The 16,249-nt window shown below is 42.8% G+C and carries 18 protein-coding genes and 2 rRNA genes; 14 read left to right on the top strand and 6 right to left on the bottom strand.

Going from position 1 to position 16,249, the window contains the following annotated elements:
* Positions 1-61 precede the first annotated feature (61 nt).
* Positions 62-457 carry a gamma-butyrobetaine hydroxylase family protein gene (locus L2740_RS12150; protein WP_248950464.1) on the top strand — a complete coding sequence of 132 codons (396 nt, stop codon included), beginning with the start codon at positions 62-64 and terminating at the stop codon, positions 455-457.
* A gap of 227 nt (positions 458-684) precedes the next feature.
* Entirely contained in the window at positions 685-1,389 is a 705-nt protein-coding gene (deoD, locus tag L2740_RS12145; RefSeq protein ID WP_248950463.1) for a purine-nucleoside phosphorylase, read from the top strand.
* Positions 1,390-1,469: 80 nt separating this feature from the next.
* On the opposite strand, the gene L2740_RS12140 is transcribed toward deoD, so the two are convergent.
* The 4 genes from L2740_RS12140 to L2740_RS12125 all read right to left on the bottom strand — a co-directional run bounded on the left by L2740_RS12140 (position 1,470) and on the right by L2740_RS12125 (position 4,204).
* Positions 1,470-2,141 carry a Crp/Fnr family transcriptional regulator gene (locus L2740_RS12140; RefSeq protein ID WP_248950462.1) on the bottom strand — a complete coding sequence of 224 codons (672 nt, stop codon included), beginning with the start codon at positions 2,139-2,141 and terminating at the stop codon, positions 1,470-1,472.
* A gap of 72 nt (positions 2,142-2,213) precedes the next feature.
* A complete protein-coding gene (locus L2740_RS12135; RefSeq protein WP_248950461.1) occupies positions 2,214-3,269 on the bottom strand; it encodes an MJ1255/VC2487 family glycosyltransferase in 1,056 nt (351 codons plus the stop codon).
* A 9-nt stretch (positions 3,270-3,278) separates the two neighbouring features.
* Positions 3,279-3,788: a phosphatase PAP2 family protein gene (locus L2740_RS12130; protein WP_248950460.1), complete on the bottom strand. Its 510-nt coding sequence runs from the start codon at positions 3,786-3,788 to the stop codon at positions 3,279-3,281.
* Between the two features lie 164 nt (positions 3,789-3,952).
* Complete coding sequence (locus tag L2740_RS12125) at positions 3,953-4,204, bottom strand: YgjV family protein (protein ID WP_248950459.1); 252 nt, start codon at positions 4,202-4,204, stop codon at positions 3,953-3,955.
* Between the two features lie 339 nt (positions 4,205-4,543).
* On the opposite strand from L2740_RS12125, the gene rraA reads away from it, so the two are divergent.
* From rraA to hemB, 12 genes are all read left to right on the top strand, one after another.
* Positions 4,544-5,029, top strand: coding sequence for a ribonuclease E activity regulator RraA (rraA, locus tag L2740_RS12120; RefSeq protein WP_248471076.1), 486 nt, complete (start codon positions 4,544-4,546; stop codon positions 5,027-5,029).
* Positions 5,030-5,185: 156 nt separating this feature from the next.
* Complete coding sequence (locus L2740_RS12115) at positions 5,186-6,220, top strand: formimidoylglutamase (RefSeq protein WP_248950458.1); 1,035 nt, start codon at positions 5,186-5,188, stop codon at positions 6,218-6,220.
* A gap of 204 nt (positions 6,221-6,424) precedes the next feature.
* Positions 6,425-7,180 carry a bifunctional demethylmenaquinone methyltransferase/2-methoxy-6-polyprenyl-1,4-benzoquinol methylase UbiE gene (gene ubiE / locus L2740_RS12110; RefSeq protein ID WP_248471074.1) on the top strand — a complete coding sequence of 252 codons (756 nt, stop codon included), beginning with the start codon at positions 6,425-6,427 and terminating at the stop codon, positions 7,178-7,180.
* Between the two features lie 11 nt (positions 7,181-7,191).
* A complete protein-coding gene (locus L2740_RS12105; protein WP_248950457.1) occupies positions 7,192-7,815 on the top strand; it encodes a ubiquinone biosynthesis accessory factor UbiJ in 624 nt (207 codons plus the stop codon).
* Positions 7,812-9,461 (top strand): ubiquinone biosynthesis regulatory protein kinase UbiB, encoded by a 1,650-nt coding sequence (gene ubiB / locus L2740_RS12100; RefSeq protein WP_248950456.1) that lies wholly within the window; start codon positions 7,812-7,814, stop codon positions 9,459-9,461. Before L2740_RS12105 ends, ubiB begins: the two co-directional genes overlap by 4 nt.
* A 60-nt stretch (positions 9,462-9,521) precedes the next feature.
* Positions 9,522-9,791: a Sec-independent protein translocase subunit TatA gene (tatA, locus tag L2740_RS12095; RefSeq protein ID WP_248471071.1), complete on the top strand. Its 270-nt coding sequence runs from the start codon at positions 9,522-9,524 to the stop codon at positions 9,789-9,791.
* A gap of 6 nt (positions 9,792-9,797) precedes the next feature.
* Positions 9,798-10,196: a Sec-independent protein translocase protein TatB gene (gene tatB, locus L2740_RS12090; protein ID WP_028766634.1), complete on the top strand. Its 399-nt coding sequence runs from the start codon at positions 9,798-9,800 to the stop codon at positions 10,194-10,196.
* A 3-nt stretch (positions 10,197-10,199) separates the two neighbouring features.
* Positions 10,200-10,967: a twin-arginine translocase subunit TatC gene (tatC, locus tag L2740_RS12085; RefSeq protein WP_248950455.1), complete on the top strand. Its 768-nt coding sequence runs from the start codon at positions 10,200-10,202 to the stop codon at positions 10,965-10,967.
* A 172-nt stretch (positions 10,968-11,139) separates the two neighbouring features.
* A complete protein-coding gene (locus L2740_RS12080) occupies positions 11,140-11,649 on the top strand; it encodes a hypothetical protein (protein ID WP_248950454.1) in 510 nt (169 codons plus the stop codon).
* Positions 11,649-12,443: a TatD family hydrolase gene (locus tag L2740_RS12075; RefSeq protein ID WP_248950453.1), complete on the top strand. Its 795-nt coding sequence runs from the start codon at positions 11,649-11,651 to the stop codon at positions 12,441-12,443. The genes L2740_RS12080 and L2740_RS12075 overlap by 1 nt, the downstream gene beginning before the upstream one ends.
* Positions 12,443-14,311 carry a sensor domain-containing diguanylate cyclase gene (locus L2740_RS12070; RefSeq protein ID WP_248950452.1) on the top strand — a complete coding sequence of 623 codons (1,869 nt, stop codon included), beginning with the start codon at positions 12,443-12,445 and terminating at the stop codon, positions 14,309-14,311. The genes L2740_RS12075 and L2740_RS12070 overlap by 1 nt, the downstream gene beginning before the upstream one ends.
* A 28-nt stretch (positions 14,312-14,339) precedes the next feature.
* Positions 14,340-15,350, top strand: coding sequence for a porphobilinogen synthase (hemB, locus tag L2740_RS12065; protein ID WP_248471066.1), 1,011 nt, complete (start codon positions 14,340-14,342; stop codon positions 15,348-15,350).
* Between the two features lie 420 nt (positions 15,351-15,770).
* On the opposite strand, the gene rrf is transcribed toward hemB, so the two are convergent.
* Together rrf and L2740_RS12055 are read right to left on the bottom strand one after the other, a co-directional pair.
* Positions 15,771-15,886: ribosomal RNA gene (rrf, locus tag L2740_RS12060) — 5S ribosomal RNA — on the bottom strand.
* A 155-nt stretch (positions 15,887-16,041) separates the two neighbouring features.
* Positions 16,042-16,249 (bottom strand): 23S ribosomal RNA (locus tag L2740_RS12055); the annotation flags it as partial.

The raw sequence follows: 16,249 nt of genomic DNA, 5'->3' as shown, positions 1-16,249 counted from the left end.
CAATATGCTCCTTAACCGCTATTCTGTTTCTAATACTCGTTAAAATTATGTCGGTTAATAGATGACTCAAGATAACAGCACACCTAATGTGATAGCGCTTAAGCTAAAACGTAAATCTCGTCAACTTGAGATGACTTTCGATAACGGTGAGACCCACCAGCTAAGCTGTGAAATGTTGCGTGTGTATTCACCTTCTGCAGAAGTTCACGGTCACGGTAATCCGGTGCTGGTGACTCATAAGAAAAACATCAATATCAGCGCGATTGATCCTGTCGGTAATTACGCCGTTAAAATCACCTTTGATGACGGCCACAATACCGGTTTGTTTTCTTGGAAGGTGCTGTACGATCTTGCCACCCATCAATTAGATTTATGGGAAAAGTATCTTGCCCGACTACGCGCAGCTAAGGCGAGCCGCGAGCCATTAATCGATATGGCTGTGAAGTACCATAAATAAGCCTACTGATTTAAGCTTACCTAGGATCATCTATCTGTTTAGGTGATCCTCTCCTTCTTTACCCCCAATAAATTGAACGCTCATCTTGCTCACTAATATTCGTTATCACCAATACAGTGTGAGCTAATACAAAAATCTGCCTCAAATTGAGTGAATGCGGACTTAAGTCCTCTATGCCGTAGCTGATGCCATTTAATATCGCGTGCAATCAAAAAAGAGGATAACTCATGACTGCACATATCAACGGCAAACTTGGCGATTTCGCTGAAACCATCATCATGCCTGGTGACCCACTACGCGCTAAATACATCGCTGAAAACTTCTTAGAAGATGCGGTGGAAGTCACCAATATTCGTAACATGCTTGGCTACACAGGTTTTTATAAAGGCCAGCGTATTTCGGTAATGGGCCACGGTATGGGTATTCCATCTATGGTGCTTTATGCCCACGAGCTAGTCGCTGACTTTGGCGTTAAGCGTATTATCCGTGTCGGTAGCGCTGGTGCCACCCAGCACGATGTGAAAATCAATGACGTGATTCTAGCCCAAGCAGCTGGTACAGACTCACCAACTAATGCGAAGCGCAGCAGTGGCTACCAAATGGCTACGTCAGCAACATTTGACTTATTGCACAAAGCCTACATGATCGCCCAACAGAAACAGCTCAACGTAAAAGTGGGTAACGTGTTCAGTGGTGATATGTACTACGATCCTGATGAAGATATGATCCCAGCACTCGAGCGTTTTGGTGTGCTTGGTGTTGATATGGAAGTTGCCGGATTATACGGCCTTGCTCATCATAAAGGTTTTGAGTCATTAGCGATTTTAACTGTATCTGACCACTGCTTAACTGGTGAAGAGACAACAGCTGAAGCACGCCAACTAACCTTTAATAACATGATTGAGTTAGCGTTAGAAACAGCCTGCCAATAAAGCATTAGTAGCCGAACTAAACTTCGGCTACTTTCCCAAGCGAGCTGTAATCTAGCTCGAGTTTTATTATCGAACTGGAGCTATTCAATAAAGGCTTTGAGTCCGGCTAAGTCTTGAATAATCAGCCCTTCTTTATCACGCTTAATTAACTGTAGATCTTCAAGCTTTTTAACTGCGCGACGATATACCCTGTCAGTAGTAGCAAAGCGTTCCGCCTCTAAATAACACTTGCTAAACCCTTCTACCGGTTGTTCGTTTAAGTGCTGGTGATACAAGTCATAAGCAATATTATAAGCGATTGGATACAGCATACGCCGGGTAAGAATATCGATAGTATCTTGGTAATCAATGGCGATTGCGCTGGCAAAGAAAAGTGCGACCTTAGGGGTCTTTAACAAAGCCTGCTGTAGTTTATCACCATTAATAACCGCAATTTCTAACGGCGCTTCGGCGATGATATCGAGCTGACATTGATAATCACTAAAGAACTCCATTTCTCCAAATAGCTGTGAATCACAAGTCATAGTGCCAAGCTGAAAGCTACGGCCATTTCTTGCTGTATAACCTAGTGATACTCGGCCACTTGCAACCAAAATCAACGCATTTACCCGCTGCCCTTGCTGCATTAACTTATATTGAGCAGCAACCGTTTTTGTTTCAGTAATGCATTCACGCATGATCTGCTCAATAGCATCATGCTCTTGCTCCCATAGAGATTGAAAGCGACCTTTAGCCAAGGGTTTTAGCTGCATAATATGGTTTAAAATTAAGTTCAGGCGATAGATAAACTAATTATACGCCTTTCACCTTAACACTTAGTCACATTAAGGACTTTTTTTCTGCCAGCTCATTGGGAGTTTCACCTCTTGCCAGAGCGATTGGCACAACTTTTCCGGCTGGCTCCAGTCACCTTTCAATAACCAAGTCACCAAGGCATCGCCTACTTCAGGGTAATGAATAGCCTCAGGCATTGGCGCCTTAAGCCAGCGCCTTAACGATTCGGGATCTAAATGAGTTTTCATGCACTCTGCAGCGCCAAGCAGCTCTAACGCTGCAACATTAGATAACTGTTCGAACTGGCCGAGCAGTGGCTTTATCAGTAGTTTTTTACCTAAGGTAAGCGCCTCACTTGCCAGCTCAAAACCCGCATTACCAATTACTCCACCACAATTTGCCATCGCCGCTTTAAAACCGGTGCGGTCAAAACCATGCCACTGAATATGCTCTGGAGGAGGCAAAGAAGGCTGGTTAGCGTGGTAAATCATAAAAGTGTAATCAGTAAACGGCGTTAAAAACTTAACTATCTCATCAGGCGATTCAAACGGTAAATACACCAAAATCTGATGAGCAAGTTGCTGCTCGACAGCATCAACCTCAACAAATGGCGGTAAAATAGGAAAGCCAAAATGGTGCCAATGACAGCCCAAAGCAATATCAACTGGGGCAAAGTAACTTAACATCATATCGTTAAACCAGTTGTCACCAACTTTTGGTACCGGAAAATTAAGTGCAGCTTGATGGCTAATACCAATAGACGCAACGCCTTGGTTCTTTGCAGCCCAAGCTGATACAGGTTCAAAGTCATTCAACACTAAATCGTAGCCAGTTAAATCTAACGCTTTAACATCCTTGATAAAGCCAAGCCACGCATTTTCTTTAGCGGTTTTAGCCACGCTCACTCTGCCGTTCTCTGTCGCAAAGGTTAGCCCAGACTGCACTTGATATTGGCCAAAACACTGCATATCAAAAAACTGTTCTGCACTGCGGCCCGAGAAGAAGAAATCCACATCAACGCCCTGCTTTTGAAGCGCTCGAGCCATTACTCTTGCACGGCTTAAATGACCATTTCCCGTGCCCTGTACACCATAAAGAATTCGCAACTTGTTCTCCTAAATCATTAGCTGAGCGATTAACACCGACACAGTGCCAAGAGTGGCACCAGCAACAATATCGAGTGGGTAATGCACGCCGAGAAGCACCCGTGAGACACCAATGGCAAGCGCCCAAGTCACTGCAATATAAAAAAGTTGGGGGTAAATAAAATAGATGCTTGCTGCCATTACAAATGCCGCTGCTGTATGGCCCGAAGGCAAACTAAATTTATCTGCTGGCTCAATACTAGCGCAGCCATCAGCTAACGCATGGCATGGTCTAGGGCGGCGGATCATATTTTTTAGCGCGAAATATAAAGGCAGCTCAACAAAGTAAGCAACCAACATGGCATGTAACAATGACTCATGATGCCGATCAAATAGCAAACAGGCGACTGCTAAATATAGGTAGGCTGGACCATTGCCAGAAGTCGACACCTTAAGCGCCATTGGCTGGAGTCGATGTTGCTGGCCTAGTTGCACTATATATCGATAGAGCTTGCTATCGAGTTCGGTTATTGAAGTCATGTTAGCTCCCTACACTTGTTATGTAGGCAAGCTATGAAATATCCATGACGCCAACGTGACAACAGACCTAAAGTTTTATGACAGTGGTAACTGTATTTGTTGTTGCAAAGGAAACTAAAGTGAAACAGACACCAGCCCTGTTTAGGACTGGTGCAAAGCGGATGCTATTGGGAAACAAGATCGCTGCGATGACGATTTCGATACAACTTCACTAAATGATAAATATTAATACAGGCAACAAAAGCGTTCATACCGGCAACAGGCCAAGCTTCAATTGAAGCACCATAAATAACGAACAAACTACAGCCCGTAAAATTAAGGCATCTAAGCCAGATAATGTCTTTCATCATAAGTGATATAGCCACCATAACTGATGCGGCGTAACCAATGATTTCTATCGTATTTACTGCTTCCATAAGGCACCTTTTGTAGGCCTTATGCCTTCCCTAAGCTAATTGGGGGTTCCGTGCCCCTAAAGCGGGTAAAATTTAATGTTTATACCGATTTTAGTCGACACCATGATAACAAACGCGCACAAAACCTGTAATAAAAAACCGTCATATAATGACCTACATCATGTTTTAGCGCTTTATTTAACCAAGACGAAGAAATATTACTACAGCAATGCCGAGTGTATTGTTATTAGGCAATTGCGTGATTGATAACGCTTTTCTTTTTAAGAATCCCTTATATACTGAGTGCAATTACTTGTTTGCTCGGGCAGCTGGGCGTCTCTATCTATCAGGAGTGTTCTTATGGAATACAACACCTCAGAACTTTGTGACACTTATATCGATGTTGTTGATGTTGTCGAACCCATGTTCAGTAATTATGGGGGTTGTAACTCTTTTGGTGGTTCAATTAGCACCATTAAGTGTTTTGAAGACAATGGTCTTATCATCGATGCAGTTCAAGAAGATGGTGAAGGCAAGGTGCTCCTAATTGATGGCGGTGGCTCACTTCGTCGCGCTCTATTAGATGCAACCATTGCAGCTAAAGCAGTAGAGAACAACTGGGAAGGTATTATCGTTTACGGCACAGTACGTGACGTTGATGCATTAGAAGATTTAGATATCGGTATTCAAGCGTTAGCTTCGATTCCTGTTGGTGCAGACAGCAATGCTGTTGGTGAACTAGAGATCCCAGTTAACTTCGGTGGTGTAACTTTCTTACCTGGTGATCATGTTTATGCCGACAACACAGGCATCATCCTCTCGCCAGAGCCGTTAGATATCGATTAAATCGCAACGATTTCCACCTGCGTTATATTCATTTAAAGCCAGTCTCCGTGACTGGCTTTTTACATCTGAACAATCCCACTAAAATCACTATGACTTGCAGGCAAAAATTATCAGCTTAAACTAGGTCACATCGAAGCTAACAATAAGAATAATATTATGCTCAACCTATCGTTATTTACTGAAGATAATCGACGCAGCCTACTTAGCACTCGCGATGGTGAAACTAAACTTGGTCAACAAGTACAACTTGCAAGCGCAGCCCAAAGCATTGCAGACAACCTAAGCCAAGCTAAAACCAATGGCGCACGTTTTGTTATTTTAGGCATTGGCGAAGATATTGGCCCAAGAGCAAACCTTGGTCGCGGCGGTGCAACCAATGCATTTGAAAGTGCTATGGCGCAATTTCTAAATCTACAATCTAATCGCTTTCTCAACGGCAAACAGTGCTTAGTGCTGGGACAAATTAGTACTCAAGATCTACAACTCGATACTAATAGCACTGCTGAGCAGCTCAGAGAACAAGTATCGAATCTAGATGAGCGCGTAATAAAGGTTTTATCAGCCGTATTTGAATCAGGACTAGAGCCTATTGTAATTGGTGGCGGTCATAACAACGCTTATGGCTTACTCATGGCAGCTAAAGCCAGCTTTAAACGCCCACTTGCAGCGGTTAACCTAGATCCTCACTCTGACTTTAGGCCAAAAGAAGGTCGTCACAGTGGCAATGGTTTTAGTTATGCAGCCGCCTCAGGTGCCTTAGGTTACTACCATGTATTAGGGTTGCATGAGCTTAAAAATAGCGAAACGACCTTACAGCAGCTAGAAACTTTTGGAGGTCACTGGCATAGCCTGCAACAGATCTGGGTTCGCCAAGAACTCAGCCTAGAAACAGCACTAAAACAAATTGCCAAACAGCTGAATAATACGCAACTGCCAGTTGCAATTGAGCTCGACCTTGATGCGATCACCAATATGCCTAGCAGCGCCTCAACTGCTGCCGGGATCCCGCTATTAGATGCACTCAAATATGTAAATTACATCGCTAAACACTGCCCGAGTGTATACTTGCATTTAGCAGAAGCTGCGCCTAGCTGCCACGTAGCAGGAGAAGCCGCAGGCCACCGCGAAACAGGTCAGAGCATAAGCGAATTGATCTACTCTTATATCAACGCACGTATAAATGCTTTATAGACAGTAATAATTATTCAACATTGCTAAATAGTGTGGTGTAATGCGCTGTCAATTTTGCGATAGCCTGCGTAATAGCGCATTTTTTTATTATCCTCAAACGGATAGTTAACCTTCGTCACAGAGTGATAGATGAAAGATTCAGCAATCCGCTGTGATGACATACAATCGCAACAAATTATTCGCTAACGTTATAGGAACAGATAGATGTCAGACGACACTCCAAAGAGCACTCACTTCGGTTATAAAACCATTGAAGCAGAGAAGAAAGCCGACATGGTTGCTGGCGTATTCCATTCTGTCGCAGCAAAGTACGACATTATGAACGACGTAATGTCTTTCGGTATCCACCGCATGTGGAAGCGTTTTACAATTGAAAGCGCTGGCGCACGTCCTGGTATGAAAGTACTGGATCTTGCTGGCGGTACTGGTGACTTAACGGCTAAATTCTCTCGCATCGTCGGTGAGACAGGCCAAGTTACGTTAGCAGACATTAACGATTCTATGCTGAAAGTTGGCCGTGAAAAGCTAAGAGATAAAGGCATTGTTGGCAACGTAAATTACGTACAAGCCAACGCTGAAGCCTTGCCTTTCCCGGACAATCACTTTGACATTATTACCATTGCTTTTGGTCTACGAAATGTAACCGATAAAGATGCAGCTATTGCCTCTATGTTGCGCGTACTAAAGCCAGGTGGAAAGCTATTAGTGCTAGAGTTCTCAAGACCCCAGCATGAAATTATGCGTAAAGTGTATGACCTATACAGCTTTAAAGTGCTACCAAAAATGGGCTCTTTAATCACCCAAGATGCAGACAGCTACGAATACCTAGCGGAATCAATTCGTATGCATCCAGATCAAGAGACACTAAAGCAAATGATGGAAACGGCTGGCTTTGAGCAAGTCAACTACACCAACATGACTGACGGTATCGTAGCCTTACACAAAGGTTATAAATTCTGATTGGACTCGCTATGTCTCGTGACCTGCCATTAATTGCCTGCGCCGCGATTGAGATCAGTTTAAATAAACTGATCTCACAATCTCCAGAAGACTACGCCAAGCTGCGTAGTCTGCATGGCAAAGTTCTTTGCATCCAACTTTCTCAACTCAATTGGCCGCTATACTTTTTGTTTGCCAAAGAGATCCAAGTTTTTTCTCGTTACGAAGGCGAAGTCACCACCAAAGTTAATGCTGACGTAACCACGCTTTATCAACTTACAGAAGGTGCCAACCTTACCGAGCTGATCAAGCAAGACAAACTTAGCCTAGAAGGCGATTTAAGTCTATTACAGACTTTTAGCCATTATATGCAGCAAATCGATGTCGATTTTTCAGAGCCTTTATCACGCTATATTGGCGATGTGCCAACACACTTCATTAGCCAAGGTTTAAAACAAGCTAAGAGTGATCTAACCAATGTGTTGCGTAAAACCCGCTCACACCTTGGCCAGCTAACGACTGAAGAATATCGACTCGCTCCCCATAAACTCGAATACATACACCTAAGCGACAAAATCGACGATCTTGTGACCGATGTCGACGCAGTATCAACACGAGTAGACCAGCTTATTAACAGGGTAAAGATGAAACCATGACAGTAAAAAGTATCAGGCGCGCTTATCACGTCATCCGTACTGCATTGCATTACGGATTAGATGACTTAATCCCTTCTAAGTTAACGCCTTGGTACTTCAAACTGTTAAGGGGTTGCTTTTTCTGGTTAGGTAACAAGCATAAAGATAAAGTCGGTGGCGAACGCTTAAAGCTAGCCATGCAAGAGCTTGGCCCGGTTTACATTAAATTTGGCCAAATGCTGTCGACTCGCCGTGACTTGCTATCTGACGAGTGGGCCGAAGAACTTGCAATGCTACAAGACAGAGTACCGCCTTTTGACTCTGCTATTGCTCGAGCATCTATTGAAGCCGAACTCGGTGCGCCTATTGAAAGCTACTTTGACGACTTTGATGACACGCCACTTGCTTCAGCATCAATCTCTCAGGTCCATACAGCAACACTGAAATCAAATGGTGCTAGCGTCGTACTAAAAGTGCTGCGCCCAGACGTTGAGCAAAAGGTACACGCTGATATTTTATTGATGTCACAAGCAGCTGATTTTCTAGAAAGCTTACTTGGCGCAAATAACCGCCTGCGCCCTGCAGAAGTGGTTGAAGATTACCGCACAACGATTGAGGGTGAGCTTAATCTTAAGCTTGAAGCCTTAAATGCAATAAAACTGCGCAACAACTTTATTGACTCCAATGCACTTTACATCCCATACATGTATGAAGATCTATGCTTCACACGTTTAATTGTAATGGAGCGTATTGAAGGGGTGCCGGTATCTGATAAAGCGGCACTCGAAGCACAAGGAACCAACTTAAAGCTGCTTGCCGAACGCGGTGTCGAACTATTTTTCACTCAAGTATTTCGTGACAATTTTTTCCATGCAGATATGCATCCTGGCAATATTTTTGTCAGTCGTGAGCATCCAAACGATCCTTTTTATATCGGTTTAGACTGCGGCATTATGGGAACCTTAACCGATGAAGATAAACGCTACCTTGCCGAAAACTTCTTAGCTTTCTTTAATCGCGATTATCGCCGAATTGCCCAGCTATATATAGAGTCGGGCTGGGTATCAGCCGATACTGACGTTGCAGCGTTTGAGCAAGCGGTTAAAGTGGTTTGTGAGCCAATGTTTAATAAACCGCTAGATGAAATATCATTTGGCCACGTATTACTAGAGCTATTCAGAACCGCGCGCCGATTCGACATGGTCGTACAGCCGCAATTAGTCTTGCTTGAAAAAACCTTGCTTTATATTGAAGGTCTTGGCCGCCAGCTTTATCCGCAACTAGACTTATGGCAAACAGCTAAACCATTTTTAGAGCAATGGATGGCAGAGCAAGTAGGCCCTAAAGCGATGGCTGCAAAAGTTAAGCAACAGTTACCATACTGGGCTGAACATTTGCCAGAATTGCCAGAATTGATCTATGACAACCTGAAAATGGGCCGCAACCTATCTAAAAATCAAAATAATTTGTTAGATCGGTATCTCAAACATCAACAAAAAGCTCATAAAAGTAACTATCTTTTGATTACATCGGCTGTTTTAGTGATCTGTGGCACTATTTTGTTAAACCAAGACGCTACACTATGGGCCTCTTATGGCAGTATTGGCATAGGCCTCACTCTGTGGGTGCTCGGATGGCGATCTAGACCAAAGAATCGCAAAATTTAGCTAGACCTAAATAACCAAAGGTTCATAATGGAACCAGTATCTAATTAAGAGGATTCATCCATGGGTGGCATTAGTATTTGGCAACTTCTTATTATTGCTTTAATTGTCGTATTATTGTTTGGAACTAAGAAGTTACGTTCACTAGGCGGCGATTTAGGTGGTGCAGTTAAGGGCTTTAAGAACGCCATGTCTTCTGAAGAAGAAAAGAAGGCTTTAGAAGATAACGCAACTGACAAACCAGCTGCTGACGCTGCAAAAGTGACAGAAACTGCAAAAGTTGCTGAGACAGCTGAGAAAAAAGCTGAGTCTAAAGGCAAAGAACAGGCGTAATCGACTATGTTCGACGGTATCGGCTTTATGGAGTTGCTGCTGATTGGGATCTTGGGCCTAGTAGTACTTGGCCCTGAAAGACTCCCAACTGCTGTGCGCTCAATTTCTAGCTGGATCCGCGCCATGAAAAAGATGGCTAACTCAGTAAAAGACGAATTAGAGCAGGAGCTTAAAATTGAGCAACTGCACTCTGATTTGAAAAATGCAGAGAGTCAAGGTTTAAAGAACCTTTCTCCAGAGTTACAGGATTCAATCGATCAATTAAAAGAAGCGGCTCAATCTGTTAATCGTCCTTATCAAGTAGAAGACGTTCCAGCGGCGAAAGATACTACTCCAGCCAAAGAAACCTCAACTGCAGAGACAAGCTCGACAACAAGTGCTAATTCAGACAAACCTAACGGGTAGTCCATGTCACAACAGCAGCCATTAATCAGCCATTTGCTTGAGTTACGCACCAAGTTACTAAAAGCAATTGGTAGTGTTCTTTTGGTGTTTATTGGTTTGGTATATTGGGCCAACGATATTTACCATTATATGGCCACGCCCTTGATGCAAGCTTTGCCTGAATCAAGCAGTATGATTGCAACTGATGTTGCAGCGCCATTTTTTGCCCCATTCAAATTAACATTGGTGCTATCGTTTTTTGTAGCAGTCCCCTATGTTCTTTATCAAGTGTGGTCATTTGTCGCGCCTGGCCTATATAAACATGAAAAACGTTTGGTTGTGCCACTGCTAGCCAGCAGTACGTTATTGTTCTATTTAGGTATCGCTTTTGCCTACTATGTCGTATTCCCAGTTGTATTTGGGTTCTTTACCAGCGTTGCACCCGACGGTGTTGAAGTCGCTACCGATATTAGTAGTTACCTAAGCTTTATCCTAAAACTGTTTTTTGCTTTTGGTTTAGCCTTTGAGATCCCTGTAGCCGTTGTGCTTTTATGTTGGGCTGGCGTAACAACTCCAGCAGACCTCAAAGAAAAACGCCCATATATCGTGGTCGGTGCATTCGTAATTGGTATGCTACTAACACCACCAGATATCATCTCGCAAACAATGCTAGCGATTCCAATGCTAATTTTGTTTGAAGGTGGGTTAATTGCCGCGCGTTTTTACAGTAAAGACAATGAAGAAGATGACGAAAACGAAGAGAGAGACGAGCAGAAAGAATCTGAGTCGTAATCCACTTCTTTAATCATCTTATTAAAAGGTATTATCTCGTCCTTAACAGGCTCAGATAGTACCTTTTTTGTTTTTATAGCAGCTGTACAAATTGATTTTGCGGTTTCAATTAACCTAATAAAATGTAAAATCAGCTACAAGCCTGCTTTATAAAAATAAAAGGAAGTTACAGATGATCAAGCCTCGTTTAATCCTACTAAGTGTTGCATCGTTATTTATCTCAACCACTGCCCATGCATCGTTAGAAAGCCAACTATCACAGTGCGCTGCAATACAAGACAAGCTAGATCGCCTAATCTGTTACGACAAGCTTTCATCTTCTTTAGGCTCACAAACCAAAACAAGTATTGTAACTGAATCCGTGGCGGTTGCAGCGCCAACGGCTGCGGTGGCTTTAGCCGCTACAACTGAAAGCTCTGTAGAAGATAACTTTGGTAAAGTAAAGAAAGCAGAAGAAGACGAAGTCAGCAAAATCTATTTAGAAGTCGATAAAGTCACTAAAGATCCTTACGGTGCATTAAAGATTACATTTAACAATGGTCAAATTTGGAAACAAACCGATAGCCGCAGCTACAGAATTAAAGCAGAACAAAAAGTGTTTATCGAAAAAGCAGCATTAGGCTCCTTCATGCTTGGTACTGATGACCGCAATACCACTATTCGAGTGAAGCGTTTAAAATAATGCCGCAATACATGGATATAGCTGTCAATTTGATTGGCAGCTCGTTAGAAAAAGATATTCAACGCGTTGTTGATGATGCCAAGGCACACTCTGTTACCTCTATGGTTGTCATCGGCAGCCATATTGAAGAGAGCCTTCAAGCAGTCAAGCTTTGTCAGCAATTCCCAGAACAACTTTATAGTACTGCGGGGATTCACCCTCATCATGCCAGTGAATGGCAGGCTGATAGCCTTAATATTTTACGAAAGCTAAGCCAAGCTCCTAGCGTAATAGCAATTGGAGAATGTGGCCTTGATTACAACAGAGACTTCTCTCCGCGAGATATGCAGCGTAAAGCGTTTGCAGAGCAACTAGCCCTAGCCGTTGAACTGCAAATGCCAGTGCTGATGCATGAACGTGATGCCCATGAAGACTTTATCGCGATCCTAAAAGAGTTCCGTAGTGAACTACCTGCAGCATTACTGCATTGTTTTACCGGCAATAAACTGTCACTTGATGCCTATATAGAGCAAGACATTTACCTTGGTGTTACTGGCTGGGTTTGTGATGAGCGCCGAGGGCAGGAGCTTGCATCTATTGTTACTGATATCCCAAATAACAGAATATTAGTTGAAACAGATAGTCCCTATCTTTTACCGCGAAGCATGCGACCCAAGCCAAAATCGAGTAAAAACGAGCCTAAATATTTACCTTACATAGCGCAATATATTGCCACTCTTAGAAAGCAAAACCTTGAAGATTTTGCTGCACAAACTTACTCAAATAGTCGAACTTTTTTTGGTTTAGAAAATTAATGCTGATCCGCTTTCAACGTCTGCTGCTAGCACTCGTTCTAATACTTCCATGTACCTCAACTGCACAGCAAGGCTTATTGATCAGTAATAGCACTGCTGATGTTATAAAATTAGCACCAGTGCTTTCTATTGCCAATTTCCCTCAAAATGCTGATATCAATTTGGTAAAAAGCGCTTCTGCTTCTAGCTGGAAACCCTTCGCCTCTGAACAAGTTAGAGGGATAACAAAGACGAGTTATTGGGTTAAATTCAATATTACCCAAACTAGCTCGCTGTCGAGACAGTTAATTTTATCATTAACAAATCCACATATAGACACAATTGATCTCTATCACTTCACGGATGGTCAGCAAGTAGAACACTTACTATTGGGAGATCACTATCCTTTTGCCGACCGACCAATTTTAAGTACCAATTTCATCTACTCTTTTTCTAGCAAACAACTGGATAAGCATCAGTTCTATATCAAGATTGAGAGTACCGGAGCCACAAATCTGCCATTAAGTGTATGGTCAAGCGACGCCTATTATCAGAATGCAGAACAAGAATCTGCACTCTATGGATTTCAGCTTGGAGTACTTACTGCTATTGGCTTGTTTAGCTTATTTATCGCTATAACATCTCACTCTTTTAGCTACACTTATTATGCTGGCTACGTGCTGTCAATTACCCTCTTTGTCGCCAGCTTACATGGGTTGGCATATAGGTTTATCTGGCCCCAATGGCCACAACTGCAAGATTATTCTCTGCCCGCGCTGTTAAGCTTATCAATGATGTTTGCATTCTTGTTTTCTGAAAAAGTAATGCAATTTAAATATCATAATCAAGCAATGCTGCGTCTTTGCAGGTTGAGTGCTGCAGCATCAGCTTTGTTACTTCTCTTGTGTTTATTCTTTGACTATACCACCGCGCTAACAATCAACATTTATGCCGTTATGTTGGCAAGCATTATGCTGATGTACATGTCTACAGCCCAGGCTATAAAGGGCTACAAACTTGCTAAACTGTTTGCTTTAGGTTGGGTTAGCATGATGTTCGGCGCATTGCTATCTGGCGCGCTTTATTTAAACGTACTCGATTGGAATATGTCTGCCAATATGCCATTTATTTTAGGCTTAACGGTAGAAGTTATATTAATGGCTGCTCTATTAGCCATTCGCTATAACGATGAGCGCCTTGCCAAGTTAAAAATACAACAAGAAGCATTCGAGCAAGTTCAGCAAGCTAAAGAACACAAGGAAAAAGCACTACGCATTGAAGCGCGTAGTAGTGAGCAGCTAAGCCAAAAAGTACAAGAGCGTACCTTAGAACTAGAAATAGCATTAAGAGAACTCAACGAAGCCAACCAAAAGCTAACCGAGCAAACTAAAGTTGATAGCCTCACTGGCGTAAAAAACCGTGCGTCGTTTGATAAAAGAATCATAGCAGAAGGGCGCATTAGTCGCAGACAACAAACACCGATGTCAGTATTGATGCTAGATTTAGATCACTTCAAAGCAATTAATGACTCCTATGGTCATCTTGCGGGCGACCAAGCATTACGAGAAGTCGCAGAAATACTAAAACAAAATTTAAAGCGACCAACTGATCTAGTATCACGTTTTGGCGGTGAGGAGTTTGCTATTATATTACCCAACACTGATCAAGTTGGTGCCTTACAAGTTGCTGAGAGCATAAGAAAAGCGATTAGCAAGTCCCCTATAACATGGGGAGAACAGAGCTTTCCTTTAACCGTTAGCATCGGAGTCAATAGTGAAATTATTAACTCCGAAGAGCATACAACTTTGCTATTAGAGCAGGCAGATAAAGCGCTTTATCAAGCAAAAAGTGAAGGGCGGAACCGTTCAAATCTGTATAGCCCGCTATAAAATTAATGTCCATCATCTGGAGCAAAATGTGAATATTATTACAAGTGCCTACCCACAACGCAGAATGCGCCGTATGCGTAAACATGAGTTTAGCCGTCGTTTAATGGCAGAAAACCAGTTAACGGTTAACGACTTAATTTACCCAATGTTTGTTCTTGAAGGTAATAATCGCACAGAACAAGTGGCATCTATGCCAGGGGTTGAGCGTCTTTCTATTGATCTACTGCTAAAAGAAGCTGAAGAATTAGTAGAGCTAGGGATCCCGCTTATCGCACTATTCCCAGTAACTCCAGCCGAGAAAAAAACATTAATGGCTGAAGAAGCCTACAATGCTGATGCATTAGCTCAACGTGCAGTTCGCGCATTAAAAGAAGCGTTCCCTCAGTTAGGCGTTATGACTGATGTAGCATTAGACCCGTTCACCACGCATGGTCAAGACGGTATAATTGATGAAACTGGCTACATCATGAATGACATCACAACTGAAATTCTAGTTAAGCAAGCCCTTTCTCACGCAGAAGCAGGCGCGGATATTGTTGCGCCATCAGATATGATGGATGGTCGTATTGGTGCAATACGCCAAGCGTTAGAAGAAGCTGGTCATGTGAATACACAAATCATGGCTTACTCAGCTAAATACTCTTCAAACTACTACGGTCCATTCCGTGATGCTGTCGGTTCAGCTGGCAATCTAAAGGGCGGCAATAAGCATAGCTATCAAATGGACCCTGCTAACAGCGATGAGGCACTTCACGAAGTCGCTTTAGATATCCAAGAGGGTGCAGACATGGTTATGGTTAAACCAGGCATGCCTTACCTAGATATCGTTCACCGTGTTAAAACAGAACTAGCTGTACCGACATTTGCTTATCAAGTAAGTGGTGAATACGCTATGCATATGGCTGCGATTCAAAATGGTTGGTTAGCTGAAAAAGCGATCGTTATGGAGTCTCTACTTTGCTTTAAGCGCGCAGGCGCAGACGGCATTTTGACTTACTTCGCCAAACGCGCTGCTCAATGGTTAAAAGAAGACAAGTAAACTCTTCTTACACTATATAGAAACTAGAAAGCCAGAGAACCTCTCTGGCTTTTTTATGTCTGTATGACTAGCCTCACACGCAAAAGCACCATATATACTGAGATCGGTATTTTAAATAAGTTAGCGTTCAGTATTTTACAAACGCCTAAACGCAACTGCTCTCTATCCCATCCATAGCATTAGAAGGTAAGTACTTTCTCACTTAATTTAAAGCCTGGAAATGGCCAGCTTCGAGCAAGCTCTCCGCGTTCACCCCTTGCATCAAACTTCGTTTGATAAGCACAAGGGCTTCACCCTACTATCACATGATTTGAAGCATGCTACGCATGCACTCTCTACTTCCCCATGTTCGTTCGGTCATTTTTCCAGGCAATAACGAAAAAAGCCCGCTACATCGTAGCGGGCTTTCTCGTATTTGGCGCCTGGAAATGACCTACTCTCACATGGGGAGACCCCACACTACCATCGGCGATATTGCGTTTCACTTCTGAGTTCGGAATGGATTCAGGTGGTGCCACAACTCTATGGTTTCCAGACAAATTGGGTAAATTTGAAAAGCTGTGCCTTCAAAAGAGATTGTCTTTTAAATGGCTTTTAAATTAATTCTTGAGTTCGAACACACATTAAGTGCTTCATTCTAATTCTGGTTTCTATGGAAACATAGTTAACTCATAAAACCCATCAGGGTTGTATGGTTAAGCCTCACGAGTCATTAGTACAAGTTAGCTCAACGCCTCACAACGCTTACACACCTTGCCTATCAACGTCCTAGTCTCGAACGGCTCTTTAGAGGAATTAAATTCCTAGGGATGACTCATCTTAGGACTCGCTTCCCGCTTAGATGCTTTCAGCGGTTATCGATTCCGAACGTAGCTACCGGGCAATGCTATTGGCATAAC

Source organism: Shewanella pneumatophori, assembly GCF_023283895.1.
GTDB lineage: Bacteria > Pseudomonadota > Gammaproteobacteria > Enterobacterales > Shewanellaceae > Shewanella > Shewanella pneumatophori.
The sequence above is the reverse complement of the archived record's forward strand: the minus strand, read 5'-3'. Positions and strand labels throughout refer to the sequence as shown.

Bases quoted from the DNA above. Each gene is read 5' to 3' on its own strand.
- L2740_RS12115 (WP_248950458.1), top strand. From the start codon at position 5,186: ATGCTCAACCTATCGTTATTTACTGAAGATAATCGACGCAGCCTACTT.
- ubiB (WP_248950456.1), top strand. From the start codon at position 7,812: ATGACAGTAAAAAGTATCAGGCGCGCTTATCACGTCATCCGTACTGCA.
- L2740_RS12150 (WP_248950464.1), top strand. From the start codon at position 62: ATGACTCAAGATAACAGCACACCTAATGTGATAGCGCTTAAGCTAAAA.
- L2740_RS12125 (WP_248950459.1), bottom strand. From the start codon at position 4,204: ATGGAAGCAGTAAATACGATAGAAATCATTGGTTACGCCGCATCAGTT.
- L2740_RS12075 (WP_248950453.1), top strand. From the start codon at position 11,649: ATGCCGCAATACATGGATATAGCTGTCAATTTGATTGGCAGCTCGTTA.
- rraA (WP_248471076.1), top strand. From the start codon at position 4,544: ATGGAATACAACACCTCAGAACTTTGTGACACTTATATCGATGTTGTT.
- tatC (WP_248950455.1), top strand. From the start codon at position 10,200: ATGTCACAACAGCAGCCATTAATCAGCCATTTGCTTGAGTTACGCACC.
- L2740_RS12080 (WP_248950454.1), top strand. From the start codon at position 11,140: ATGATCAAGCCTCGTTTAATCCTACTAAGTGTTGCATCGTTATTTATC.
- tatA (WP_248471071.1), top strand. From the start codon at position 9,522: ATGGGTGGCATTAGTATTTGGCAACTTCTTATTATTGCTTTAATTGTC.
- ubiE (WP_248471074.1), top strand. From the start codon at position 6,425: ATGTCAGACGACACTCCAAAGAGCACTCACTTCGGTTATAAAACCATT.
- L2740_RS12130 (WP_248950460.1), bottom strand. From the start codon at position 3,788: ATGACTTCAATAACCGAACTCGATAGCAAGCTCTATCGATATATAGTG.
- deoD (WP_248950463.1), top strand. From the start codon at position 685: ATGACTGCACATATCAACGGCAAACTTGGCGATTTCGCTGAAACCATC.
- L2740_RS12070 (WP_248950452.1), top strand. From the start codon at position 12,443: ATGCTGATCCGCTTTCAACGTCTGCTGCTAGCACTCGTTCTAATACTT.
- L2740_RS12105 (WP_248950457.1), top strand. From the start codon at position 7,192: ATGTCTCGTGACCTGCCATTAATTGCCTGCGCCGCGATTGAGATCAGT.
- L2740_RS12140 (WP_248950462.1), bottom strand. From the start codon at position 2,141: ATGCAGCTAAAACCCTTGGCTAAAGGTCGCTTTCAATCTCTATGGGAG.
- tatB (WP_028766634.1), top strand. From the start codon at position 9,798: ATGTTCGACGGTATCGGCTTTATGGAGTTGCTGCTGATTGGGATCTTG.